At 62.8% G+C, this 18,308-nt stretch carries 19 protein-coding genes; 18 read left to right on the top strand and 1 reads right to left on the bottom strand.

Features of this window, described 5'->3' with window-relative positions; all coding sequences use genetic code 11:
* Positions 1–74: 74 nt before the first annotated feature.
* Genes prfA through FYJ92_RS11985 form a run of 4 tightly spaced genes read left to right on the top strand, consistent with a single transcriptional unit; the run spans position 75 to position 3,602 of the window.
* The gene (prfA, locus tag FYJ92_RS12000; RefSeq protein ID WP_185260930.1) at positions 75–1,148 is read left to right on the top strand and encodes a peptide chain release factor 1; all 1,074 of its coding nucleotides are present in this window, start codon (positions 75–77) and stop codon (positions 1,146–1,148) included.
* Between the two features lie 10 nt (positions 1,149–1,158).
* On the top strand, positions 1,159–2,028 hold the full coding sequence (prmC, locus tag FYJ92_RS11995; RefSeq protein WP_185260929.1) for a peptide chain release factor N(5)-glutamine methyltransferase: 870 nt from the start codon (positions 1,159–1,161) through the stop codon (positions 2,026–2,028).
* 15 nt (positions 2,029–2,043) lie between these two features.
* Entirely contained in the window at positions 2,044–2,847 is an 804-nt protein-coding gene (locus FYJ92_RS11990) for an L-threonylcarbamoyladenylate synthase (protein ID WP_185260928.1), read from the top strand.
* Entirely contained in the window at positions 2,844–3,602 is a 759-nt protein-coding gene (locus FYJ92_RS11985) for a WecB/TagA/CpsF family glycosyltransferase (RefSeq protein WP_185260927.1), read from the top strand. The genes FYJ92_RS11990 and FYJ92_RS11985 overlap by 4 nt, the downstream gene beginning before the upstream one ends.
* Here the strand turns inward: FYJ92_RS11985 and FYJ92_RS11980 are convergent.
* Positions 3,599–4,495 carry a glycosyltransferase gene (locus tag FYJ92_RS11980; RefSeq protein WP_185260926.1) on the bottom strand — a complete coding sequence of 299 codons (897 nt, stop codon included), beginning with the start codon at positions 4,493–4,495 and terminating at the stop codon, positions 3,599–3,601. The two genes, FYJ92_RS11985 and FYJ92_RS11980, sit on opposite strands and share 4 nt — an antisense overlap.
* A gap of 294 nt (positions 4,496–4,789) precedes the next feature.
* Between FYJ92_RS11980 and FYJ92_RS11975 the strand changes: the two genes are divergently transcribed.
* The 14 genes from FYJ92_RS11975 to FYJ92_RS11910 all read left to right on the top strand — a co-directional run bounded on the left by FYJ92_RS11975 (position 4,790) and on the right by FYJ92_RS11910 (position 18,235).
* A complete protein-coding gene (locus tag FYJ92_RS11975; protein ID WP_185260925.1) occupies positions 4,790–5,902 on the top strand; it encodes an MraY family glycosyltransferase in 1,113 nt (370 codons plus the stop codon).
* 94 nt (positions 5,903–5,996) lie between these two features.
* A complete protein-coding gene (locus FYJ92_RS11970; protein WP_185260924.1) occupies positions 5,997–6,479 on the top strand; it encodes a hypothetical protein in 483 nt (160 codons plus the stop codon).
* The gene (locus FYJ92_RS11965; protein ID WP_227008120.1) at positions 6,472–6,810 is read left to right on the top strand and encodes a hypothetical protein; all 339 of its coding nucleotides are present in this window, start codon (positions 6,472–6,474) and stop codon (positions 6,808–6,810) included. Before FYJ92_RS11970 ends, FYJ92_RS11965 begins: the two co-directional genes overlap by 8 nt.
* 81 nt (positions 6,811–6,891) lie before the next feature.
* Positions 6,892–7,692, top strand: a complete 801-nt coding sequence (atpB, locus tag FYJ92_RS11960; RefSeq protein ID WP_056349417.1) for a F0F1 ATP synthase subunit A — start codon at positions 6,892–6,894, stop codon at positions 7,690–7,692.
* 79 nt (positions 7,693–7,771) lie between these two features.
* The gene (gene atpE / locus FYJ92_RS11955) at positions 7,772–7,987 is read left to right on the top strand and encodes an ATP synthase F0 subunit C (protein ID WP_056349415.1); all 216 of its coding nucleotides are present in this window, start codon (positions 7,772–7,774) and stop codon (positions 7,985–7,987) included.
* A gap of 56 nt (positions 7,988–8,043) precedes the next feature.
* A complete protein-coding gene (locus FYJ92_RS11950) occupies positions 8,044–8,601 on the top strand; it encodes a F0F1 ATP synthase subunit B (RefSeq protein ID WP_185260923.1) in 558 nt (185 codons plus the stop codon).
* Positions 8,601–9,428, top strand: coding sequence for a F0F1 ATP synthase subunit delta (locus tag FYJ92_RS11945; RefSeq protein ID WP_185260922.1), 828 nt, complete (start codon positions 8,601–8,603; stop codon positions 9,426–9,428). Before FYJ92_RS11950 ends, FYJ92_RS11945 begins: the two co-directional genes overlap by 1 nt.
* Before the next feature lie 84 nt (positions 9,429–9,512).
* On the top strand, positions 9,513–11,150 hold the full coding sequence (atpA, locus tag FYJ92_RS11940) for a F0F1 ATP synthase subunit alpha (protein ID WP_185260921.1): 1,638 nt from the start codon (positions 9,513–9,515) through the stop codon (positions 11,148–11,150).
* A 75-nt stretch (positions 11,151–11,225) separates the two neighbouring features.
* Positions 11,226–12,119, top strand: a complete 894-nt coding sequence (locus tag FYJ92_RS11935; RefSeq protein WP_185260920.1) for a F0F1 ATP synthase subunit gamma — start codon at positions 11,226–11,228, stop codon at positions 12,117–12,119.
* Between the two features lie 75 nt (positions 12,120–12,194).
* Positions 12,195–13,649 carry a F0F1 ATP synthase subunit beta gene (gene atpD / locus FYJ92_RS11930; RefSeq protein WP_185260919.1) on the top strand — a complete coding sequence of 485 codons (1,455 nt, stop codon included), beginning with the start codon at positions 12,195–12,197 and terminating at the stop codon, positions 13,647–13,649.
* A gap of 1 nt (position 13,650) precedes the next feature.
* Entirely contained in the window at positions 13,651–13,935 is a 285-nt protein-coding gene (locus FYJ92_RS11925) for a F0F1 ATP synthase subunit epsilon (protein ID WP_056349400.1), read from the top strand.
* A gap of 10 nt (positions 13,936–13,945) precedes the next feature.
* Entirely contained in the window at positions 13,946–14,377 is a 432-nt protein-coding gene (locus tag FYJ92_RS11920; RefSeq protein ID WP_185260918.1) for a DUF2550 domain-containing protein, read from the top strand.
* A gap of 4 nt (positions 14,378–14,381) precedes the next feature.
* Positions 14,382–15,689: an alpha/beta hydrolase family protein gene (locus tag FYJ92_RS11915; protein ID WP_185260917.1), complete on the top strand. Its 1,308-nt coding sequence runs from the start codon at positions 14,382–14,384 to the stop codon at positions 15,687–15,689.
* Entirely contained in the window at positions 15,686–18,235 is a 2,550-nt protein-coding gene (locus tag FYJ92_RS11910) for a bifunctional lysylphosphatidylglycerol flippase/synthetase MprF (protein ID WP_185260916.1), read from the top strand. The genes FYJ92_RS11915 and FYJ92_RS11910 overlap by 4 nt, the downstream gene beginning before the upstream one ends.
* The last annotated feature ends 73 nt before the right edge of the window (positions 18,236–18,308 follow it).

The following is an 18,308-nucleotide window of genomic DNA, read 5'->3' as shown; positions in this document are numbered from 1 at the left end:
GGCCGGCATATTTTGGGCGGTTCGTCGTTAAGTCCCATGAAACTAGACTTGTAAAAGTCGAAAGAGGTTTTGAAATGTTTGAGTCCGTACAGGGCCTGCTTGATGAGCATGATGCTATCCAGGCGCAGCTTGGTGACCCTGCTGTTTATGCTGACCAGCGGCTGGCCCGGAAGCTGGGGCGGCGGTCCGCGCAGCTCAATGGCATCGTGGAGGCATACAACAAGTGGCATGCCCTGGAGGACGACCTCGCCGCGGCCAGGGAAATGGCCTCGGAGGACCCTGAATTTGCTGCCGAAGTTCCCGTGCTGGAGGCAGCGCTGGAGCAGGCTTCCGCGAAGCTGCGCAGGCTCCTCATCCCGCGGGATCCTGACGACGCCCGCAACGTGATCCTCGAGGTCAAGGGCGGTGAAGGTGGCGACGAAGCCGCACTGTTCGCCGGCGACCTCCTGCGGATGTACACACGGTACGCGGAATCCCGCGGCTGGAAGACTGAACTCATCTCAGCCAACGAATCCGATCTCGGTGGCTACAAGGACGTCCAGATGGCCGTCAAGGGCAGCTCGAACGATCCCGCCGAAGGTGTCTACGCACGGCTCAAGTTCGAAGGCGGCGTCCACCGTGTTCAGCGTGTGCCCGTCACGGAATCCCAAGGCCGCATCCACACCTCTGCCGCCGGTGTCCTGGTCCTCCCCGAGGTCGATGAGCCCGAAGAGCTGGACATCAACCAGAACGATCTCAAGATCGACGTCTACCGATCTTCGGGTCCCGGTGGCCAGTCCGTGAACACCACGGACTCCGCTGTCCGTATCACCCACCTCCCCACCGGCATCGTGGTGGCCATGCAGAACGAGAAATCCCAGCTGCAGAACCGCGAAGCAGGCATGCGCGTGCTCCGTGCCCGAATCCTTGCGCACCAGCAGGAAATCATCGACGCCGAGAACTCTGCCCAGCGTAAGTCCCAGATCCGCACCATGGACCGTTCCGAGCGCATCCGCACGTACAACTACCCGGAAAACCGGATAGCGGACCACCGCACCGGCTATAAGGCATACAACCTGGACCAGGTCATGAACGGTGACCTGGAACCGGTCATTCAGTCCGCCATCGAGATGGACGAACAGGCACGCCTGGACGCCATCGGCGACTAGCCCGGGCGCCATGACACTCGGGTCGGAGCAGTCCCTCGCGGCTGCCGTTAGCGAGGCCACGGCGATCCTCCAGGATGCCGGGGTCCCCAGCCCCCGCATCGACGCGGAACTTCTGGCGGAGCATCTGCTCGGCGTAGGGCTCGGCAGGCTGCGGGCGATGATGCTGGGGGACACTAAGGCGCCCGATGGCTATGCCGGGCTTGTTGCTGAACGGGCCCAGCGGATCCCGCTGCAGCACATCACCGGCGTGGCTCACTTCCGGTATCTGGAGCTTGCGGTCGGGCCCGGCGTTTTTATACCCCGGCCGGAAACAGAGTCCGTGGTGCAGTTGGTCATCGACCACGTCCAGGGCATGGTGCACCCGCGGATTGTCGATCTGGGCACGGGCTCGGGCGCGATTGCCGGCTCCATCGCCCACGAAGTGCCCGGCGCCGAAGTCCACGCCGTGGAGTACAGCCCGTTCGCGCACGCGTGGGCAGCCAGGAACCTGGCGCCGTTGGGCGTCAAGCTGATCCTGGGGGACCTCCGCGACGCGCTGCCGGAACTTAACGGAACCTTCGACGTCGTAATCTCCAACCCGCCCTATATTCCCGCCGAAGCCATCCCGAATGAACCCGAAGTTGCCCTGCACGATCCTCCCGAAGCCCTGTACGGCGGGGGAGCGGACGGCATGGAGCTTCCGACGGCGGCGGCCGCCTCGGCTGCCCGGCTGCTGGTTCGCGGCGGCTACTTCGTAATGGAACACGCGGAAGTCCAGGCCGGCTGGATCGCCGGCATGATGCAGCGGACGGGTGTCTGGTCGGAGATCACCACGCACTTGGACCTCAACGGCAAAGAACGCGCCACCAGCGCTGTCCTTGCCGGTCCGCACCACGAGTGATGAAAGAATAGGCCAGTGACCACAACCTACAACTGCACGTCAGAGGATCAGCGCGCCCTTGGCCTGGAGCATGCCCAGCGTGCCATCAGCGAGAAGAAGTGCGTGGTGTTCCCCACAGACACGGTCTACGGCATTGCCGCCGATGCCTTTTCGCCGCAGGCCGTCACCATGCTGTTGGCCTCCAAAGGACGCAGCCGCACCATGCCGCCGCCGGTTCTGATTCCCCGAATCAATGCCCTGGACGGGCTGGCCACGGATATTTCCGCTGATGCCCGCAAACTCGCCGAGGCGTTTTGGCCGGGGGGCCTGACCCTGATCCTGCACGCCCAGCCGTCACTGGACTGGGACCTGGGCGAGACCAAGGGAACGGTGGCCTTGCGCATGCCCGCCGACGAAGTTGCCCAGGAACTCCTGACACTGACGGGTCCGCTGGCTGTGTCCTCCGCGAACCGGACCGGCCAGCCGCCGGCGCAGACCGCCGCTGAGGCACGAGCCCAGCTCGCGGAGTCCGTGGAGGTCTACCTCGAAGGCGGTTTCCGGCCGGTGGAAGGAACTGACGCCGTGCCCTCTACGATTGTGGACGCCACCGGTCCGCTCCTGCGAGTGGTGCGCAACGGCGCCGTGTCCCTGGAACAGCTGAGGGAGCAGGTTCCGGGCGTATTGGGCCTGGGCGAAATTCCGATGGCTGAGCCCGAGGAAGCAACTGAAGAAGTCGAATCAAACGTCGAATCTGACGCCGAACGTGCCGCATCTGATGCGCCTGCCCCTGAAACATCTGTCGACGGGCCGGCCGCACCGGTCCGGGAGACTGACGGGTGAGCCTGGCACGCCAGAACATCCCTGTCCTCGGCGTCGATGCCACTCCGCTGACGGTGGACGGACTGGTTGTGGTGCTCTCCGGGTTTGTCGACGACGGGACCCGGCGCACCGTCGTCGGACATAACCTGCACAGCGTGACGCTGACCCATTCCAACGCAGGATTCCGCGCTCTGTACGAGAACAGCGACGTCGTGCTCCTGGACGGTGCACCGGTGCTGTGGTTGTGGGGCAGGACTGGAAACGCTGTCAGCCCGCTGATGGAGTACCGGCTGGGGTCCACCGACTGGCTGCCGTCCCTGGGTCGGGTGGACGGCCTTGAACGGATCGCCGTGGTCGGCGCCGGCACGGAGGCCAACGCCAAAGCGGTCACACAGATCCAGGGCATTGCCCCGGCCGCCACCGTGACAGGGTTCCCTGGCGAAGGCTGGAACGACGACGTCGAAACCGCCGCGGTGGGCTGGCTCGCGGAGCATCAACCCCAGCTCGTCCTGCTCGGGCTGGGCATGCCCCTCCAGGAATCAGTGCTGCAGCGCCGCCTGGATATGCTCCCGCCGGCCATCTACTGCACGGTGGGCGGCGCCATCGAGCAGCTGGCGGGCGTGCAAAAACTGGCACCGCGCTGGCTGGGAAGGCTCGGGCTGGAGTGGGCGTGGCGCCTACTGCTGCATCCGCGCCGGGTTGCGTACCGCGTTTTCGGCGAGCCGTGGGTACTCCTGTGGCTCCTGGCCCGCCGACGCCTCCGGGGCCACGCCTAGAACTTCTGGTCCTCCAGCGGCGCGAACCCCTTGGCCCGGAGTCCCGTTGTGAAGGACCTTGCCCAGGACAGGAAACCGGGAAGGTCACGGCGTTGCGCAAAGTAGCCTACGTAACCACCCACGTCCGCCACGAACGACTTGACCCGGAAGTAGCGGCGGATCAGGTAGCCGCGGTTCCGGTAGTAGTAGTAGCGCTTGAAGGCAGAGTCCGGGACGATCACATGCCAGCGGGCACCAAAGACGTGCCGCGTCTCGTCGAACGCATGGGGGTGGGTAATGGCGGTGGTGGTCACCGTGCCGAACCGGATGCGCGCCTTGCGCAGGCGGATGGTGAAGTCCACCTCGTCGCCGCGGATAAAGAGGCGCATGTCCGGCAGGCCCACTTTGAAAAACACGTCGGACCGGATCAAGGCACCGTTGAAGAAGTGCCCGTCGTTCGGAAGGAAGCCCACTTTTTCCAGTTCGGCCCGGTCATGGGTGACCCTTCCGTCCAGCCGGAAAAAGAAGGAAAGCCGGTCGGGATCGCCCGGCGCCACCACCAGCGGGACGACGGCTTCAAGGTCACGCGCTTCAGCCTCACGGAGCAGCGTGGCGAGGCATTCAGGATCTGCCGGCTCGGCGTCGTCGTCCATCATCCAGATCCATTTGGCACCGGTGGCCACTGCCTTCAACGCGGCGAGGGCAAAGCCGCCTGCCCCTCCGAGGTTCGCCTCGGAGCGGACGTAATCGACGTTCGCGTGCCGCGCGGCGACATCACGGGCAGGATCCGAACCGCCGTCGACGAGGCAGATGGTGTCTACCGCCGCAGACTGCGCATTCACGGCGTCCAGCAGGACGGACAGCTCTTTATGACGGTTAAATGTCACGGCGGCAACTGCAACCCGGACGGTCATTGGGGATTCCTTTCAGCATGGCCTTCAGGGGATTCCCCGCTCGCAATGCGCCACTGTGGCGCGAAGCCATGGAGCTATTGACGCTAGTATCTTGACTAGAGTCCACTGTAATACAGCCCTGTCAGGCACCAAGCACTGCCTGCTGTCCGCCCGGCGACGGAGTAGTTTCATTTATCGAAAGTCAGATCCCCGGCCAGTGAGCCCATCGATCGAGGACCACCTGTTCGGGCTGCTGTCCATGCCTGTGCGCACCCGCTGGGTTGCGCCGCACACCGACGAAATGGCCGCTCTCGCATGATCATGTACCTCCTGATGGGGCTGACGGCTGCCATGGTTTCCTACGGGGCCACATGGGTTGCCAGGGTCATCGGCAACCGGCTCGAACTCCATGCCCCCATCCGCAGCCGAGACATGCATTCGACGCCGGTATCCCGGCTGGGCGGGGTGGCCATTTTTCTTGGCGTGCTGGTGGCCCTCGTCGTGGCCAGCCAGTCCTTCTTCGTCAAGGACATATACCGGAACAACTTCTCGCCATGGGGCGTCTTGGCGGGCGCGGCGCTGATCGTGCTCGTGGGGATCGCGGACGACCTCCTGGACATCCGGTGGTGGGTCAAACTCATCGGCCAGAGCGCCGCCGCCATGGTGGTGGCCATCTGGGGAGTCCGGATGACCATTGTCCCGTGGATTCCGGAGCCGATCTACCTGGAGAACGAAGCGCTCCGGGTGGTGCTGACGGCCGGTCTCATAGTCACCACCATGAACGCCTTCAACTTCATTGACGGCCTCGACGGGCTGGCCGCCGGCGTGGCCATCATCGGTGGAACTGCCTTCTTCTTCACGGCATACTGGGTGCACCGAAACGCCACTCTGTTGGACTACTCAGACCTGGCCACGCTCCTCACCGCCGTGGTGGTGGGCAGCTGCATCGGTTTCCTGCCGCACAACTGGTTCCCCTCCAAGATCTTTATGGGCGATTCCGGGGCCATGTTGCTCGGACTGCTGATGGCCTCGGCGGGCATCGTCTCCACCGGTCAGATCACGTCCGGTCTGTACGACCGCGCCAACGGTATCTCCACCGTCATTCCGATCCTCCTGCCGTTCGCCGTGCTGTTCCTGCCACTGCTTGACCTGGGCCTCGCCGTGGTCCGCCGGACGGCGCGGGGACGTTCACCGTGGTCCGCAGACCGCGGGCACCTCCACCACAAGCTGCTGGATATCGGCTACTCGCACCGGACGGCCGTGATCCTGATGTACCTCTGGACCGCCATCCTGTCCTTCGGGGGATTGGCTTTTGCCGTCTTCCCTTGGCAAGTTGTCTTGGCCGCGGACATCTTCGCCACGCTGGTCATGGGCCTGATCACGGCCTGGCCCTACCTGCGCCGCCACAGCGACCAGTCGCCGGCGTAACAGCGTTCGGATATATTTCTATCTCGTGTAGAATTTGAGGGCAGCCCAAGCTGCCCCGCCAAACCAGCCCCAGGGCGCCGACGATTGGGATCTTATGACCTCCAACGCCGAATCCGGACGTGCGTCCGGCAGCGGACCCGTTGGTGTTTCCGGTCCCACGCGGTCTTTGTGGCTTCGCCTCCTCGCGCTCAGTTCAGCTGCCGGTGCAGGGGCGCTGATCCTGGCGGGCATCCCGGCTGTGATCCTGAACGGCCCCAGCGGCGTCCTGTCCAGTACTTTGGGCGGCCTCCTGGTGATGCTCTTCTTCGCCATCAGTCTTCTCGTGGGCCACTTTGTGGGGCGCAACAACCCCTCCGGTGCCATCGGAATGTTCGCGGCCACCTACTTTGTCAAGGTCGTGGGTTTCGCGGTTGTCCTGTTTGTGATCGGAGCACCTGCCTGGCTTCACGACCGATGGTTCCTGATTGGTGCCGTTGCCACTGTTGTCTTCTGGCAGGCTGCCGAAATCTATGGCTTCAGCAAGGCGCGCCTGCAGATTTACAACGACCCCGAGCCCAAGGAGCCGAACGATGCCTGATCGGAAACGAACAGCGAAAAACGGTTCCTCCGTGCCCAAGAACGCTGCGCCCACGCCGGGGGTGTCAGCCGAAAACAACGACGGCGGATACAACGCCGGAATGGCCGTCTTTAGCTACATTATTGGCGGAATCATCGTCTGGAGTTTGATAGGGTGGGGTCTGGATTATCTGTGGGGAACCCGCTGGATCGTGCTCGCAGGCGCTCTGCTTGGAGCTCTCGGAGGTTTCTATCTTTCCCACATGCATGGCCTTACCAGTTCCAGAACCACGGCAGGTAAGAGCGGCGCAGACAGCGGCCCGTCCGCGGACGGAAACACAAATGCCAAATAATTGCACAGGGGGAGCTGCGGAGCACAATTCCGCGGGTCCTCGACCAACGCCCAATGATGGACACTGCAGAGAGGAAACGCGTTGATCGCGCTTGCGCTCCCGGCCCAAGATTCAGGAGAGTTCAATCCTCCTGGAATTGAAGAAATGCACCTGCCGGCAATCCTGCCGTGGGGGGTGGCTGACGGATTCTCCAAGCAGATGCTGCTGGTAATCCTGTCGGTCGTCATTATCGCCACATTCTTTCTGCTAGCTGCGCGGAAGCAGCAGCTTGTTCCCGGCAAGCTCCAGTTCGCTGGTGAAATGGCTTATGGCTTTGTCCGAAACGGCATTGCAAAAGACATTATCGGCGGTAAAGATTTCATGAAGTATGTCCCGCTGTTGTTCAGCCTTTTCTTCTTCATTCTGGTGAACAACATCTACGGCGCCATTCCCGTGATCCAGCTCCCAAGCTTCTCGCACGTTGGCGGCGCCTATGTCCTCGCGGGCATTGTGTACGTCACCTGGATTGCCATCGGCATCAAGAAGAACGGCCTGAAGTATTTCAAGCTGGCCACCGTGCCGTCCGGCGTTCCGGTCTACATTCTCCCGATTGTGATCCCGATCGAGATCATCTCGAACTTCCTGGTCCGGCCGGTCACACACAGCCTCCGTCTCTTTGCCACCATGCTGGCAGGACACTTGATCGTCATGATCGCCGGTTCCGGCATTGAGTTCCTGGTGATGCAGGAGAACATCCTGCTCAAGGGAACCTCCCTTCTGGTCATCGCCGGCGCAGTTGCCATGTACATGCTGGAAGCACTGATCATGGCCCTGCAGGCCTACGTCTTCACGCTGCTGACCGCCATTTACATCGAAGGCGCCCTGCACGCGGACAGCCACTAGGCACCCACAAACTTCCCCTCACGGGGATGAAGCAACCCAAACAACCTGCCACATAGATGGCATCTTGAAAGGAAGAAAAATGGAAGGCACCATCAACGGCTCCCTCAACCTCATCGGCTACGGACTGTCCGCAATCGGCGGTGGTATCGGTGTTGGCCTCGTGTTCGCTGCTTACATCAACGGCGTGGCACGTCAGCCGGAAGCCCAGCGCGTCCTGCAGCCGATCGCATTCCTCGGCCTCGCGCTGACTGAAGCCCTCGCCATCCTCGGCCTGGTCTTCGCTTTCGTTCTCTAGTCTGACTTCAGAACCAAGCGAACATCCAGAACCGAGTAGATAAGGACGGGTGAATTATGTATCAAACGATCATCTCAGCCGCCGTGGAAGGCGCCGAGGCGACCAACCCGCTCGTTCCCAACGTCTGGGAAATGGGCGTCGTTCTCGCCGGCTTTGCTGTCCTCATGTACATCGTGGTCAAGTTCGTTGTCCCGATGTTCGAGAAGACGTTTGCAGAGCGTGCCGAGGCCATTGAAGGTGGCATTGCCAAGGCAGAAAAGGCGCAGGCAGAGGCTTCTGCAGCACTCGAAGAGTACAAGCAGCAGCTGACCGATGCCCGTGCCGAGGCCAACCGCATCCGCGAGGAAGCCCGTGCTGAAGGCGCCCAGATCCTTGCAGATCTGAAGGAAAAGGCTGCCGCTGAGTCTGCCCGCATCACGGCACAGGCACACGTGCAGATCGAATCGGAGCGCCAGGCCGCAGTTGTGTCTCTGCGCTCCGAGGTAGGCACGCTGGCCACCACGCTGGCAGGCCGCATCGTTGGCGAAGCACTCAACGATGACGAGCGTTCTGCCCGTGTCGTTGACCGCTTCCTGGCAGATCTGGAGAACCAGAACGCAGGTGCAGCTAAGTAATGTCAGGTGTATCGAGCGAATCGCTGACCACGGCGCTGACCCAACTGGAAGCAAAGCTTCCGGTGGCCTCGCTGCAGTTGGCTAAGGAACTCTTCGGAATCCTGGGAACGGTGGATAGCTCGGCTGGCTTGCGCCGCGCCCTGACTGACCCGTCCCGCACCGGTGCCGAAAAGTCGGCGCTTGTCAGGCAGCTTGTTGGCGGAAAAGTCTCCGCTGAGGCTGCGGACATCGCGGGCGGACTGGCCAGTTCACGCTGGGCATCGGCCCGAGATATCGGCGATGCACTCGAGACGCTTGCCGCAACGGTGGTTATCGCCGTTGCTGAAAACAAGTCGGCCGTTTCTGCCTCCGGAATCTCTGGGCTGGAAGAGCTGGAGAACGATCTGTTCTCCTTCAACCAGGCCGTTGCCTCCAACCATGAGGTACAACGTGCTCTGTCGGAGCCGCAGGCCAGTGCTGCAGCGAAGACCGGGTTGGCGAGGAAGCTGAATCCCGGCGCAGGCGAGGAAGCAAACGTCCTCATTGCGCAGGCGGTTGCCCAGCCCCGCGGCATCAAGCCGACCAGGTTGGTGGCCCGGTTTGCCGAGCTGGCAGCCAAGCGGCAGCAGCGCTGGATTGCAACGGTCAGCGTCACCCGTTCCTTGACGGAAACGCAGTTCGCCCGCCTCCAGTCAGGGCTTAATTCCCTGTACGGTCGCGAGCTCAAGATCAACATCACCGTTGATCCTGAACTGATCGGTGGAATCCGCGTCCAGGTCGGTGACGAAGTGCTTGACGCTTCGGTTATCACCCGGCTGGGTCAGCTTCACCGCCAACTGGCCGGTTAGCCGGACAAGCACAACTTAACGAAACGAAACCCCCGGTCATCGTGAGCAACGATGATCACGAAAACAGGAGAGCAGGGACTGCAGATGGCCGAATTGACCATCAACGCCGACGACGTCCGTAATGCGTTGAACGAGTTCGCGGCGTCCTACGAACCCGGAAACGCAGAGCGCGTAGAGGTTGGCCGTGTAACAACCGCAGGTGACGGCATCGCCCGTGTTGAGGGCCTTCCCTCGGTCATGGCGAACGAGCTGCTTCGCTTTGAAGACGGCACCCTGGGCCTGGCCCAGAACCTTGACGTCCGCGAGATCGGTGTCATCGTACTCGGTGACTTCACCGGAATCGAAGAGGGCCAGGAAGTCCACCGTACGGGTCAGGTTCTGTCCGTACCGGTAGGCGACGCCTTCCTCGGACGTGTGGTTGACCCCTTGGGCCAGCCCATCGACGACCTCGGCGAGATCAAGGCCGAAACCACCCGTGCACTGGAACTCCAGGCGCCCGGCGTGACCCAGCGTAAGTCGGTCCACGAGCCGATGCAGACCGGTCTGAAGGCTATCGACGCCATGATCCCCATCGGCCGCGGCCAGCGTCAGCTGATCATCGGTGACCGCCAGACCGGCAAGTCGGCAATCGCGATCGACACCATCATCAACCAGAAGGCCAACTGGGCTTCCGGTGACGTGACCAAGCAGGTGCGTTGCATCTACGTGGCAATCGGTCAGAAGGCATCCACCATTGCGGCTGTCCGGCAGACCCTTGAGGACAACGGCGCACTGGAATACACCACCATTGTGGCTTCCCCCGCGTCTGACCCCGCAGGCTTCAAGTACCTGGCACCGTACGCCGGTTCGGCCATCGGCCAGCACTGGATGTACGGCGGCAAGCACGTCCTCATCGTGTTTGATGACCTCTCCAAGCAGGCCGAGGCGTACCGTGCAGTGTCACTGCTGCTGCGCCGCCCGCCGGGACGCGAAGCCTACCCGGGCGACGTCTTCTACTTGCACTCCCGCCTGCTGGAGCGTTGTGCCAAGCTCTCTGACGAGCTCGGTGCCGGTTCGATGACCGGCCTGCCGCTCATCGAGACCAAGGCAAACGACGTCTCTGCCTACATCCCGACCAACGTGATCTCCATTACCGATGGCCAGATCTTCCTGCAGTCGGACCTCTTCAACGCCAACCAGCGTCCGGCTGTCGATGTGGGTGTCTCTGTGTCCCGCGTTGGTGGTGCTGCACAGGTCAAGTCCATGAAGAAGGTCTCCGGTACTTTGAAGCTGGAATTGGCCCAGTACCGCGACATGCAGGCTTTCGCCATGTTCGCATCGGACCTCGATGCAGCATCGCGCCAGCAGCTGACCCGTGGTGCCCGCCTGATGGAGCTGCTCAAGCAGGGCCAGTACTCGCCGTTCCCGATCGAGAACCAGGTTGTGTCCATCTGGGCCGGTACCAACGGCTACCTCGACGAGGTTCCGGTTGAGGATATCAACCGCTTTGAGACCGAATTCCTGGAGCACCTCAAGCACAAGTCCTCCATCCTGACCACGCTGGCGCAGACCAACGTTATGGACGATGACACTGCTGAAGCACTGAAGACTGCAATCGTGGCCTTCAAAAAGGGCTTCTTCGGTGAAGGTGACAACCGCCTGGTAGGCGCCGGCCACGAGGAGCACGACGCTATCTCCGAGGGCGACGTTGACCAGGAAAAAATCGTCAAGCAGAAGCGCTAGTTTCGCTGGCAGGGACTGCCGGGACCTTTGAGGTTCCGGCAGTCCCGGCCATCGGGATCTTAGGAAAGGAAAAGTATGGGAGCCCAGATTCGGGTCTACCGCCAGAAGATCAGCTCGACCACGTCGATGCGCAAGATCTTCAAGGCGATGGAACTGATCGCTACCTCGCGCATTGGCAAGGCCCGCGCACGCGTAGCGGCTTCACTGCCTTACGCAAACGCGATTACGCGTGCCGTTTCTGCTGTCGCGAGCCAGAGCGAAATCGACCACCCGTTGGTCACCGAACCGGAGCAGATCCGCCGGGCCGCCGTCCTGGTCATCAGTGCTGACCGCGGCCTTGCCGGTTCCTACTCGGCAAGCGTGCTTAAGCAGGCGGTTGGCCTCAACGAGTTGCTCCGCGGAGAGGGCAAAGAAGTCAAGACGTATGTGATGGGCCGCAAGGCGCAGGCGTACTTTGACTTCCGCACCCTTCCTTACGAGCGGGTGTGGACCGGCAACACCGATGCGCCCGAGTTTGAAACTGCACGTGAAGTCGGCGCGGCACTGCTCGAAGCCTTCGCGACAGACTATGAAGAGGGCGGCGTGGACGAGATCCATGTCGTTTACACCCGTTTCAAGTCCATGGTGATGCAGGAGCCGACGGTTATCCGTCTGCTTCCGCTCGAGGTTGTTGAAGAGCAGGCGGCGTCCGAGTCGGACCTCCTGCCGCTCTACGAATTCGAGCCGGAGGCGGAGCAGGTCCTTGATGCGCTGCTGCCGCGGTACATCGAGTCACGCATTTTTGCCGCCATGTTGCAGGCCGCAGCTTCCGAGCTTGCAGCCCGCCAGCGGGCGATGAAGTCTGCCGGCGACAACGCCACGGACCTTATCAAGAAGTACACGCGTCTGCGCAACACAGCCCGACAGGCTGAAATTACGCAGGAGCTTTCTGAAATCGTTGCCGGTGCCGACGCCTTGAACGCGTCCTAGCCCGGTCCGGTCCAGCTGTACCTGCACTAAAGAACAAACTTAACCCCACGCCATCTACTGAGTGAAGTGAGAGAGATGACTGCCACTGCTACCGAACACGTAGCCGCGACGACCGGTGCTACCGGCCGTATTGCACGTGTTATTGGCCCGGTTGTCGACGTCGAATTCCCGGCTGACGCAATCCCCTCGATTTACAACGCACTCACCACCGAGATTACCCTCAACGGTGAGACCAAGACCATCACGTTCGAGGTTGCCCTGCACCTCGGCGACAACGTGATTCGCGCCATCTCCCTGCAGGCAACCGACGGTCTCGTCCGCGGTACCGCTGTGGTGGATACCGGTGCCCCCATCTCCGTGCCCGTCGGCGACGTCGTCAAGGGACACATCTTCAACGTCCTCGGACAGCCGCTTGACGTGACGGAGGCCGAACTCGAGATCACCGAGCGCTGGCCCATCCACCGCAAGGCCCCGGCCTTTGCGACGCTTGAGGGTTCCACCGAGATGATGGAAACCGGCATCAAGGTCATCGACCTTCTCACCCCGTACATCAAGGGTGGAAAGATCGGCCTGTTCGGCGGCGCCGGCGTGGGCAAGACGGTTCTGATCCAGGAAATGATCACCCGTGTGGCCCGTAACTTCGGTGGTACCTCTGTATTCGCAGGTGTTGGCGAGCGTACCCGTGAAGGTAACGACCTCTGGGTTGAAATGGAAGAGGCGGGCGTCCTCAAGGACACCGCCCTTGTATTCGGCCAGATGGATGAGCCGCCGGGAACGCGTCTGCGCGTTGCACTGTCTGCCCTGACCATGGCGGAGTACTTCCGCGATGTGCAGAACCAGGACGTGCTGCTCTTCATCGACAACATCTTCCGCTTCACGCAGGCAGGCTCCGAGGTTTCCACCCTCCTCGGCCGCATGCCGTCGGCCGTGGGCTACCAGCCCAACCTGGCTGACGAGATGGGCCTCCTTCAGGAGCGCATCACGTCCACCAAGGGCCACTCGATCACCTCGATGCAGGCCATCTACGTTCCCGCAGATGACTACACCGACCCGGCCCCGGCGACGACCTTCGCACACCTCGACGCAACCACGGAACTTTCCCGTGAAATTGCTTCCCGTGGTTTGTACCCGGCCGTTGACCCGCTGACGTCGACGTCCCGCATCCTGGACCCGCAGTACATCGGTCAGGACCACTACAACACGGCTGTCCGTGTGAAGCAGATCCTGCAGAAGAACAAGGAACTCCAGGACATCATCGCCATCCTCGGTGTCGACGAACTGTCGGAAGAGGACAAGATCGTTGTGTCGCGTGCACGACGTATCCAGCAGTTCCTCTCCCAGAACACCTACACCGCCAAGCAGTTCACCGGCGTCGAGGGCTCTACCGTCACCATCAAGGACACGGTTGAAGGCTTCACCGCCATCTGCGACGGCGAGCTTGACCACATTGCAGAGCAGGCGTTCTTCAACGTCGGCGGCCTTGACGATGTTGAGCGCCAGTGGGCCAAGATCCAGGAACAGACCAAGTAATATGGCTGAGCTTGAGGTTGAGATTGTCGCAGCGGATCACTTCGTGTGGTCCGGAGCGGCCAAGATGGTCAAGGCCCGCACCAGTGATGGTGAGATCGGAATCCTGCCCGGCCACTCGCCCCTGCTGGCGATCCTGGCCGAAGGTGAACTGGCCATTGAGCCGGTTTCCGGGAACCGCATTGCCGTGGCTGTTGACGGCGGATTCTTCTCCGTCGACAACAACCGCGTGGTGATTGTTGCTGACAACGCCCAACTGGGTGACGCGGCTACTGCTGGGATCCGCTAGCACGACCCTGATGGACGCGCCGACTTTTACGTTCATCGCCTTGGCAATCGTTTTCGGATTGCTGATTTTCGCACTGTGCCTTTCGGGGGTGCGCCGCTTCAATCTGCGGCGCGCCCTGGGCACGGTGGACGCCTCCATTTGCATCGCTGGAAACAGCTGGCAGATGGGGGTTTGTCGTTATCAGGACAACGACCTTGAGTGGTTCCGGCTGCTTTCCCTGAGCGTGCGTCCCAAACACAAGTTCAAACGCAGCTCCCTGGAGCTGCTGGGCCGTCGCAAACCCACCGAGGCCGAGGCTGTGAAGGTCCAGCCGGACGTCGTGATTGTCGAGCTGCGATACGAAGGCCAGGATCTGCGGCTGGCCATGAAATTCGATGCCTACACAGGACTGTCCTCCTGGCTGGAAGCCGGGCCGGTCATCGGCGTGGGTACCTGGCGCTAGCCACGTGGATTGGATTGCTGATATCCGGTTGACCGACGGACCGGTGTACTGGGCCGCGTGGGTCCTTGGTGCCGCCGCCGCACTGTCCCTGATCTGGCGCCCGCGCGCCCTTGGCCGCCGCCGCTGGATCCTCAGTGTTGCCGCCTCAGTGGCTGCTGCAGCCGTCGCAGTGCTCCTCGTCCATTGGGTCCTCATCTATTGGGCCTCGACCTTCCCCGAAGAACTGCCGTTCGACGTCCTGGCGTGGGTGTTTCCCGCTGTGGCCGCACTTCTGCTGGTGGTGCTCCGGCTTCGCACGGCGTCGTGGTGCCGCCGTGCGCTGGATGTGCTTGCCCTCCTGGCAGTGGTGCTGCTGGCCGCGGTGCAGATCAACGCCTATTTCGGCCTCAACCGGACAGTTGCGGACCTGACGGGAACGGCGCTGAGCCGCATCCCGGCCCTGGAACAGGAGCTAATGCGCCAGCCCAACGGCCCGGCAACATCTCTGGACGGATGGAAACCGGCCACTGAGCTCCCTGCCGATGGCGTTCTCCGCACCGCATCCATTTCAGGAACCGCCTCGGGCCTCCAGACCCGCGACTCGTACATCTACTTTCCGCCGGCCTACTTTGCTTCGAACCGTCCCAGCCTTCCGGTGCTGGTTCTGGTGCCCGGCCAGCCCGGCGGTCCCGCCGACTGGCTGACCGGCGGGTCGCTCAGGGCGCGCATGGACACTTTCGCCGCCCGGCACGGGGGAGTGGCGCCCGTTGTTGTGGTGGTTGATCCCAACGGCAGCCAGTCAGCGAACAACCTCTGCATGGACAGCGCCATCGCCAAGGCGGACACGTACCTCGCCGTTGACGTGCCCGCATGGATCTCAGGAATGTTGGACGTGGACACCGATCACCGGCAATGGGCCATCGGCGGTTTCAGCTATGGGGCCACGTGTGCAGTTCAGATGGGCACCCGCCACCCGGAGCTGTACACGGGTGTTCTCGCTTTTTCCAGCGAGAGCGAGCCCGCGCTGGCCAAGGAACGCCAGAAGACCGTTGACGCTGCCTTCCATGGCGACACTGCCGCGTTTGATGCCCAGGTACCGCTGACGCTGTTGAAGGAGCGCAAGTATCCTGGCAGCGTCGCCTACTTCGCGGCCGGGGCCACAGATCCGGAGTTCGTGGCAAATCTGCGGTCTCTGGAGGCAGCCGCCAGCGGCGCAGGTTTCACGGTGGGCTCGGATGTGGTGGCGCACACCGGCCATTCCTGGGACGTCCTGACCCCCGGCATGGGCAACGGACTTGAGTTGCTGGCTGCACACTGGGGCTGGGCGAAATGAGGGAAGCTGGGAAAACCCGTGCGCCGGCGCTGCTCTGGTCGACGGTCGTGCGTCCGGCTGGCGGAAGAATGTGGGGCTATCTGCGGTCGGTGCCGCTGACGCTCACCATCCTCGGTATTTTCCTGCTCGTCGGTGCGGCGACCGGCAGCTTCCTCAGCGGCCCGCCGGAGGAACTTCTTTCCGTCGCGGGCGTCAGCGCCCCTGGCCTGAAGGCCGGCAACTGGTGGGTCCTGGTCACGTCACTGTTCTTTGCCACGAATCCGCTGGCATACCTGGTGGCGTCGCTGATGATCCTGCTGCTGCTTGGCCTGGCCGAGAGGAACCTTGGGTCCCTTCAGACGGCAGCGTTTTTCCTCGGTGGCCAGTTTGCAGCTGTCACCGTCTTTCTGCTCCTGACCCAGTTGGCGAGGTACGCGGGAGACGGCTGGCTGGGGCTGATGGCGGACTACAGCCTGATCGGACCCTACGCCGCTGTCCTGGCGGCTTCGCTCGCCGCGAGCGGCAAGATTGGTCTCCTGTGGCGGCGCCGGTTGCGGACGGCGCTGCTTTCGGTGTCGCTGCTGCTGGTTCTGTACGTGGGGCATGCGGAAACCGTCATCGGCCTGGTAGGTGCCGCGGTGGGTCTCGCAGCCAGCTGGTGGAACCAGGACGACCACGGCCAGCTGCATCCGCCCCGCTTGAGCGGCAGGGAAACCAGGAACCTCCTCGCACTGACTGTGGCTGTGTTCGCCGTGGGCCCCATCCTTACCGCCGTTGCCCGGACTCCCACCGGCCCTCTGGCGCTGCTTCGGGATGTGGTGCTGAACCCCATGCCCACACTCGGGCAACTCGAAGCTAACTGTGGAGCAACAGTGGAGGCATCCTGCCTGGAGATGGGGCGGACGGGCTTTGCCGGCCCCTTCGGCCTCGCTTTGGCAGTAGTACCGGTGGTTCTGCTCCTCATCTGTGCTGACGGAATGCGCCGGGGCCGCCGCATGGCACTGCGCATCACGTTGGCGCTCCAAGTTGCGGTCACGGCGATGGCGGCCGTCTACCTGGCATTGTTCGCGCTGATCCCGCACTACCCCGCGCGTCCTCATACTGCCGCCATGGGTTCGGGCTTTGTTCACATCCTGCCTTTGGTGATCGTCCCACTGCTGCTGGCGGTCCTGCTCTGGGCCAACCGCCTGCAGTTCCGCGTCGAGACAATCCCGGCCGCCCGCCGTCGGCTCCTGGCGGTGGTAGGCGGCGTCTGGCTCCTGCTGGCCGGGAGCTATGCAGTGGTCTGGTTTGCCGCTGGGGGAATGACGCGCGACGGCGGCCTGCTGGGCTTGCTTGCTGAACTCTCCAGGCAGTATCTGCCGGTTCCACTGCCGAATCTCTACCACCGGGTTTTTGCTGAACGGGACGGCCTCGAGTCCCTGATTTTTGGCTACTCCGGACCGGTCTTCTGGCTTGTTGCGTTGGCCGGAGTCTGGTCCGTGCTCCTGGGCCGGCACCATGGGAGTGATTCGGGCCACGATGACAGGGCGGCAGCGCGGACGCTTTTGCACGAGGGCGGCGATTCGCTGTCGTGGATGGCCCTCTGGGAGCCCAACCGGTACTGGTTTAACCCGGATGGACGCGGTGCGGTGGCCTACCAGCTGCACGGCAGTGTTGCCCTGACGCTGGCGGGCCCCTTCGGCGCGGCGGATGCCCGCCAGCAGACCGCAGAAGGGTTTCTCTCGTATTGCGGCAACCGCGCGCTCAGCCCGGCGTTCTACTCGTGCGATGACACGCTGTGGCCACTCCTGCAGGACCGGGGGTTCCAGCGAGTGTCCGTGGCGCAGGAAACCAGGCTGTCCGTCAGGCAACTCGAATTCACCGGCAAGGAATGGCAGAACGTCAGGACTGCGCGCAACCGCGCCGCCAAGATGGGCGTCAAAGCCGTCTGGGGTACCTACCACGGGCTTCCCTCCGCCCTCCGTGCCCGGCTCAGCGAAGTGTCGGAGGAATGGGCGGCGGGCAAATCAGTTCCGGAAATGGGATTCACGCTCGGCGGCATGGACGAGCTGATGGACGACGAAGTGCTCTGCTGCCTCGCCGTGGACGGCGAGGGACACGTGCACGGGGTAACGAGCTGGTTGCCCGTTTACGACGGCGGCACGCTGGTCAGCCGCACGCTCGACGTCATGCGCCGGGGTGCCGACGGATTCCCCGGGGTGATGGAGTTCCTGATTGCGTCGGCAGTCCTGGAGTTGCGCGAATCCGTGGAGGTGATCTCGCTCTCCGGGTCCCCGCTCGCCAGCCGGCCCGGCGACGAAACGCCGGGGGAGCCGGTGCAGGCAGAGAACCTCGTCCGGATCCTCGATGTAGTAGGCCACGCCCTCGAACCGGTCTACGGGTTCCGGTCCCTGGCCGCTTTCAAATCACGCTTCAAACCTGAGTACCGGGCGCTTTACTTGTATTACCAGGATCCTTTGCAGCTGCCGGCGATCGGACGGGCGCTCACCCGAGCCTATTTGCCCGGCCTTTCGCTGCGGCAGGGGGCACGGTTGATTCGGGGCCTGGTGGGCCAGGGAAGCTGATCCTCGCAGCGGCCCGAACAACCTTTGCGACTGGAAAGTCACGGTGTACAAAGAGCCGGTGGACAAAGAAAAG

It is taken from the genome of Pseudarthrobacter sp. NBSH8 (assembly GCF_014217545.1).
Taxonomy (GTDB): domain Bacteria; phylum Actinomycetota; class Actinomycetes; order Actinomycetales; family Micrococcaceae; genus Arthrobacter.
Note: the sequence above shows the minus strand (reverse complement) of the source record. Positions and strands in the feature narration are given on the sequence as shown.

Coding starts and splice junctions, on each gene's coding strand:
- prfA (WP_185260930.1), top strand. CDS start 75: ATGTTTGAGTCCGTACAGGGCCTGCTTGATGAGCATGATGCTATCCAG.
- prmC (WP_185260929.1), top strand. CDS start 1,159: ATGACACTCGGGTCGGAGCAGTCCCTCGCGGCTGCCGTTAGCGAGGCC.
- FYJ92_RS11980 (WP_185260926.1), bottom strand. CDS start 4,495: ATGACCGTCCGGGTTGCAGTTGCCGCCGTGACATTTAACCGTCATAAA.
- FYJ92_RS11975 (WP_185260925.1), top strand. CDS start 4,790: ATGATCATGTACCTCCTGATGGGGCTGACGGCTGCCATGGTTTCCTAC.
- FYJ92_RS11970 (WP_185260924.1), top strand. CDS start 5,997: ATGACCTCCAACGCCGAATCCGGACGTGCGTCCGGCAGCGGACCCGTT.
- FYJ92_RS11965 (WP_227008120.1), top strand. CDS start 6,472: ATGCCTGATCGGAAACGAACAGCGAAAAACGGTTCCTCCGTGCCCAAG.
- atpE (WP_056349415.1), top strand. CDS start 7,772: ATGGAAGGCACCATCAACGGCTCCCTCAACCTCATCGGCTACGGACTG.
- FYJ92_RS11950 (WP_185260923.1), top strand. CDS start 8,044: ATGTATCAAACGATCATCTCAGCCGCCGTGGAAGGCGCCGAGGCGACC.
- FYJ92_RS11945 (WP_185260922.1), top strand. CDS start 8,601: ATGTCAGGTGTATCGAGCGAATCGCTGACCACGGCGCTGACCCAACTG.
- atpA (WP_185260921.1), top strand. CDS start 9,513: ATGGCCGAATTGACCATCAACGCCGACGACGTCCGTAATGCGTTGAAC.
- FYJ92_RS11935 (WP_185260920.1), top strand. CDS start 11,226: ATGGGAGCCCAGATTCGGGTCTACCGCCAGAAGATCAGCTCGACCACG.
- atpD (WP_185260919.1), top strand. CDS start 12,195: ATGACTGCCACTGCTACCGAACACGTAGCCGCGACGACCGGTGCTACC.
- FYJ92_RS11925 (WP_056349400.1), top strand. CDS start 13,651: ATGGCTGAGCTTGAGGTTGAGATTGTCGCAGCGGATCACTTCGTGTGG.
- FYJ92_RS11920 (WP_185260918.1), top strand. CDS start 13,946: ATGGACGCGCCGACTTTTACGTTCATCGCCTTGGCAATCGTTTTCGGA.
- FYJ92_RS11910 (WP_185260916.1), top strand. CDS start 15,686: ATGAGGGAAGCTGGGAAAACCCGTGCGCCGGCGCTGCTCTGGTCGACG.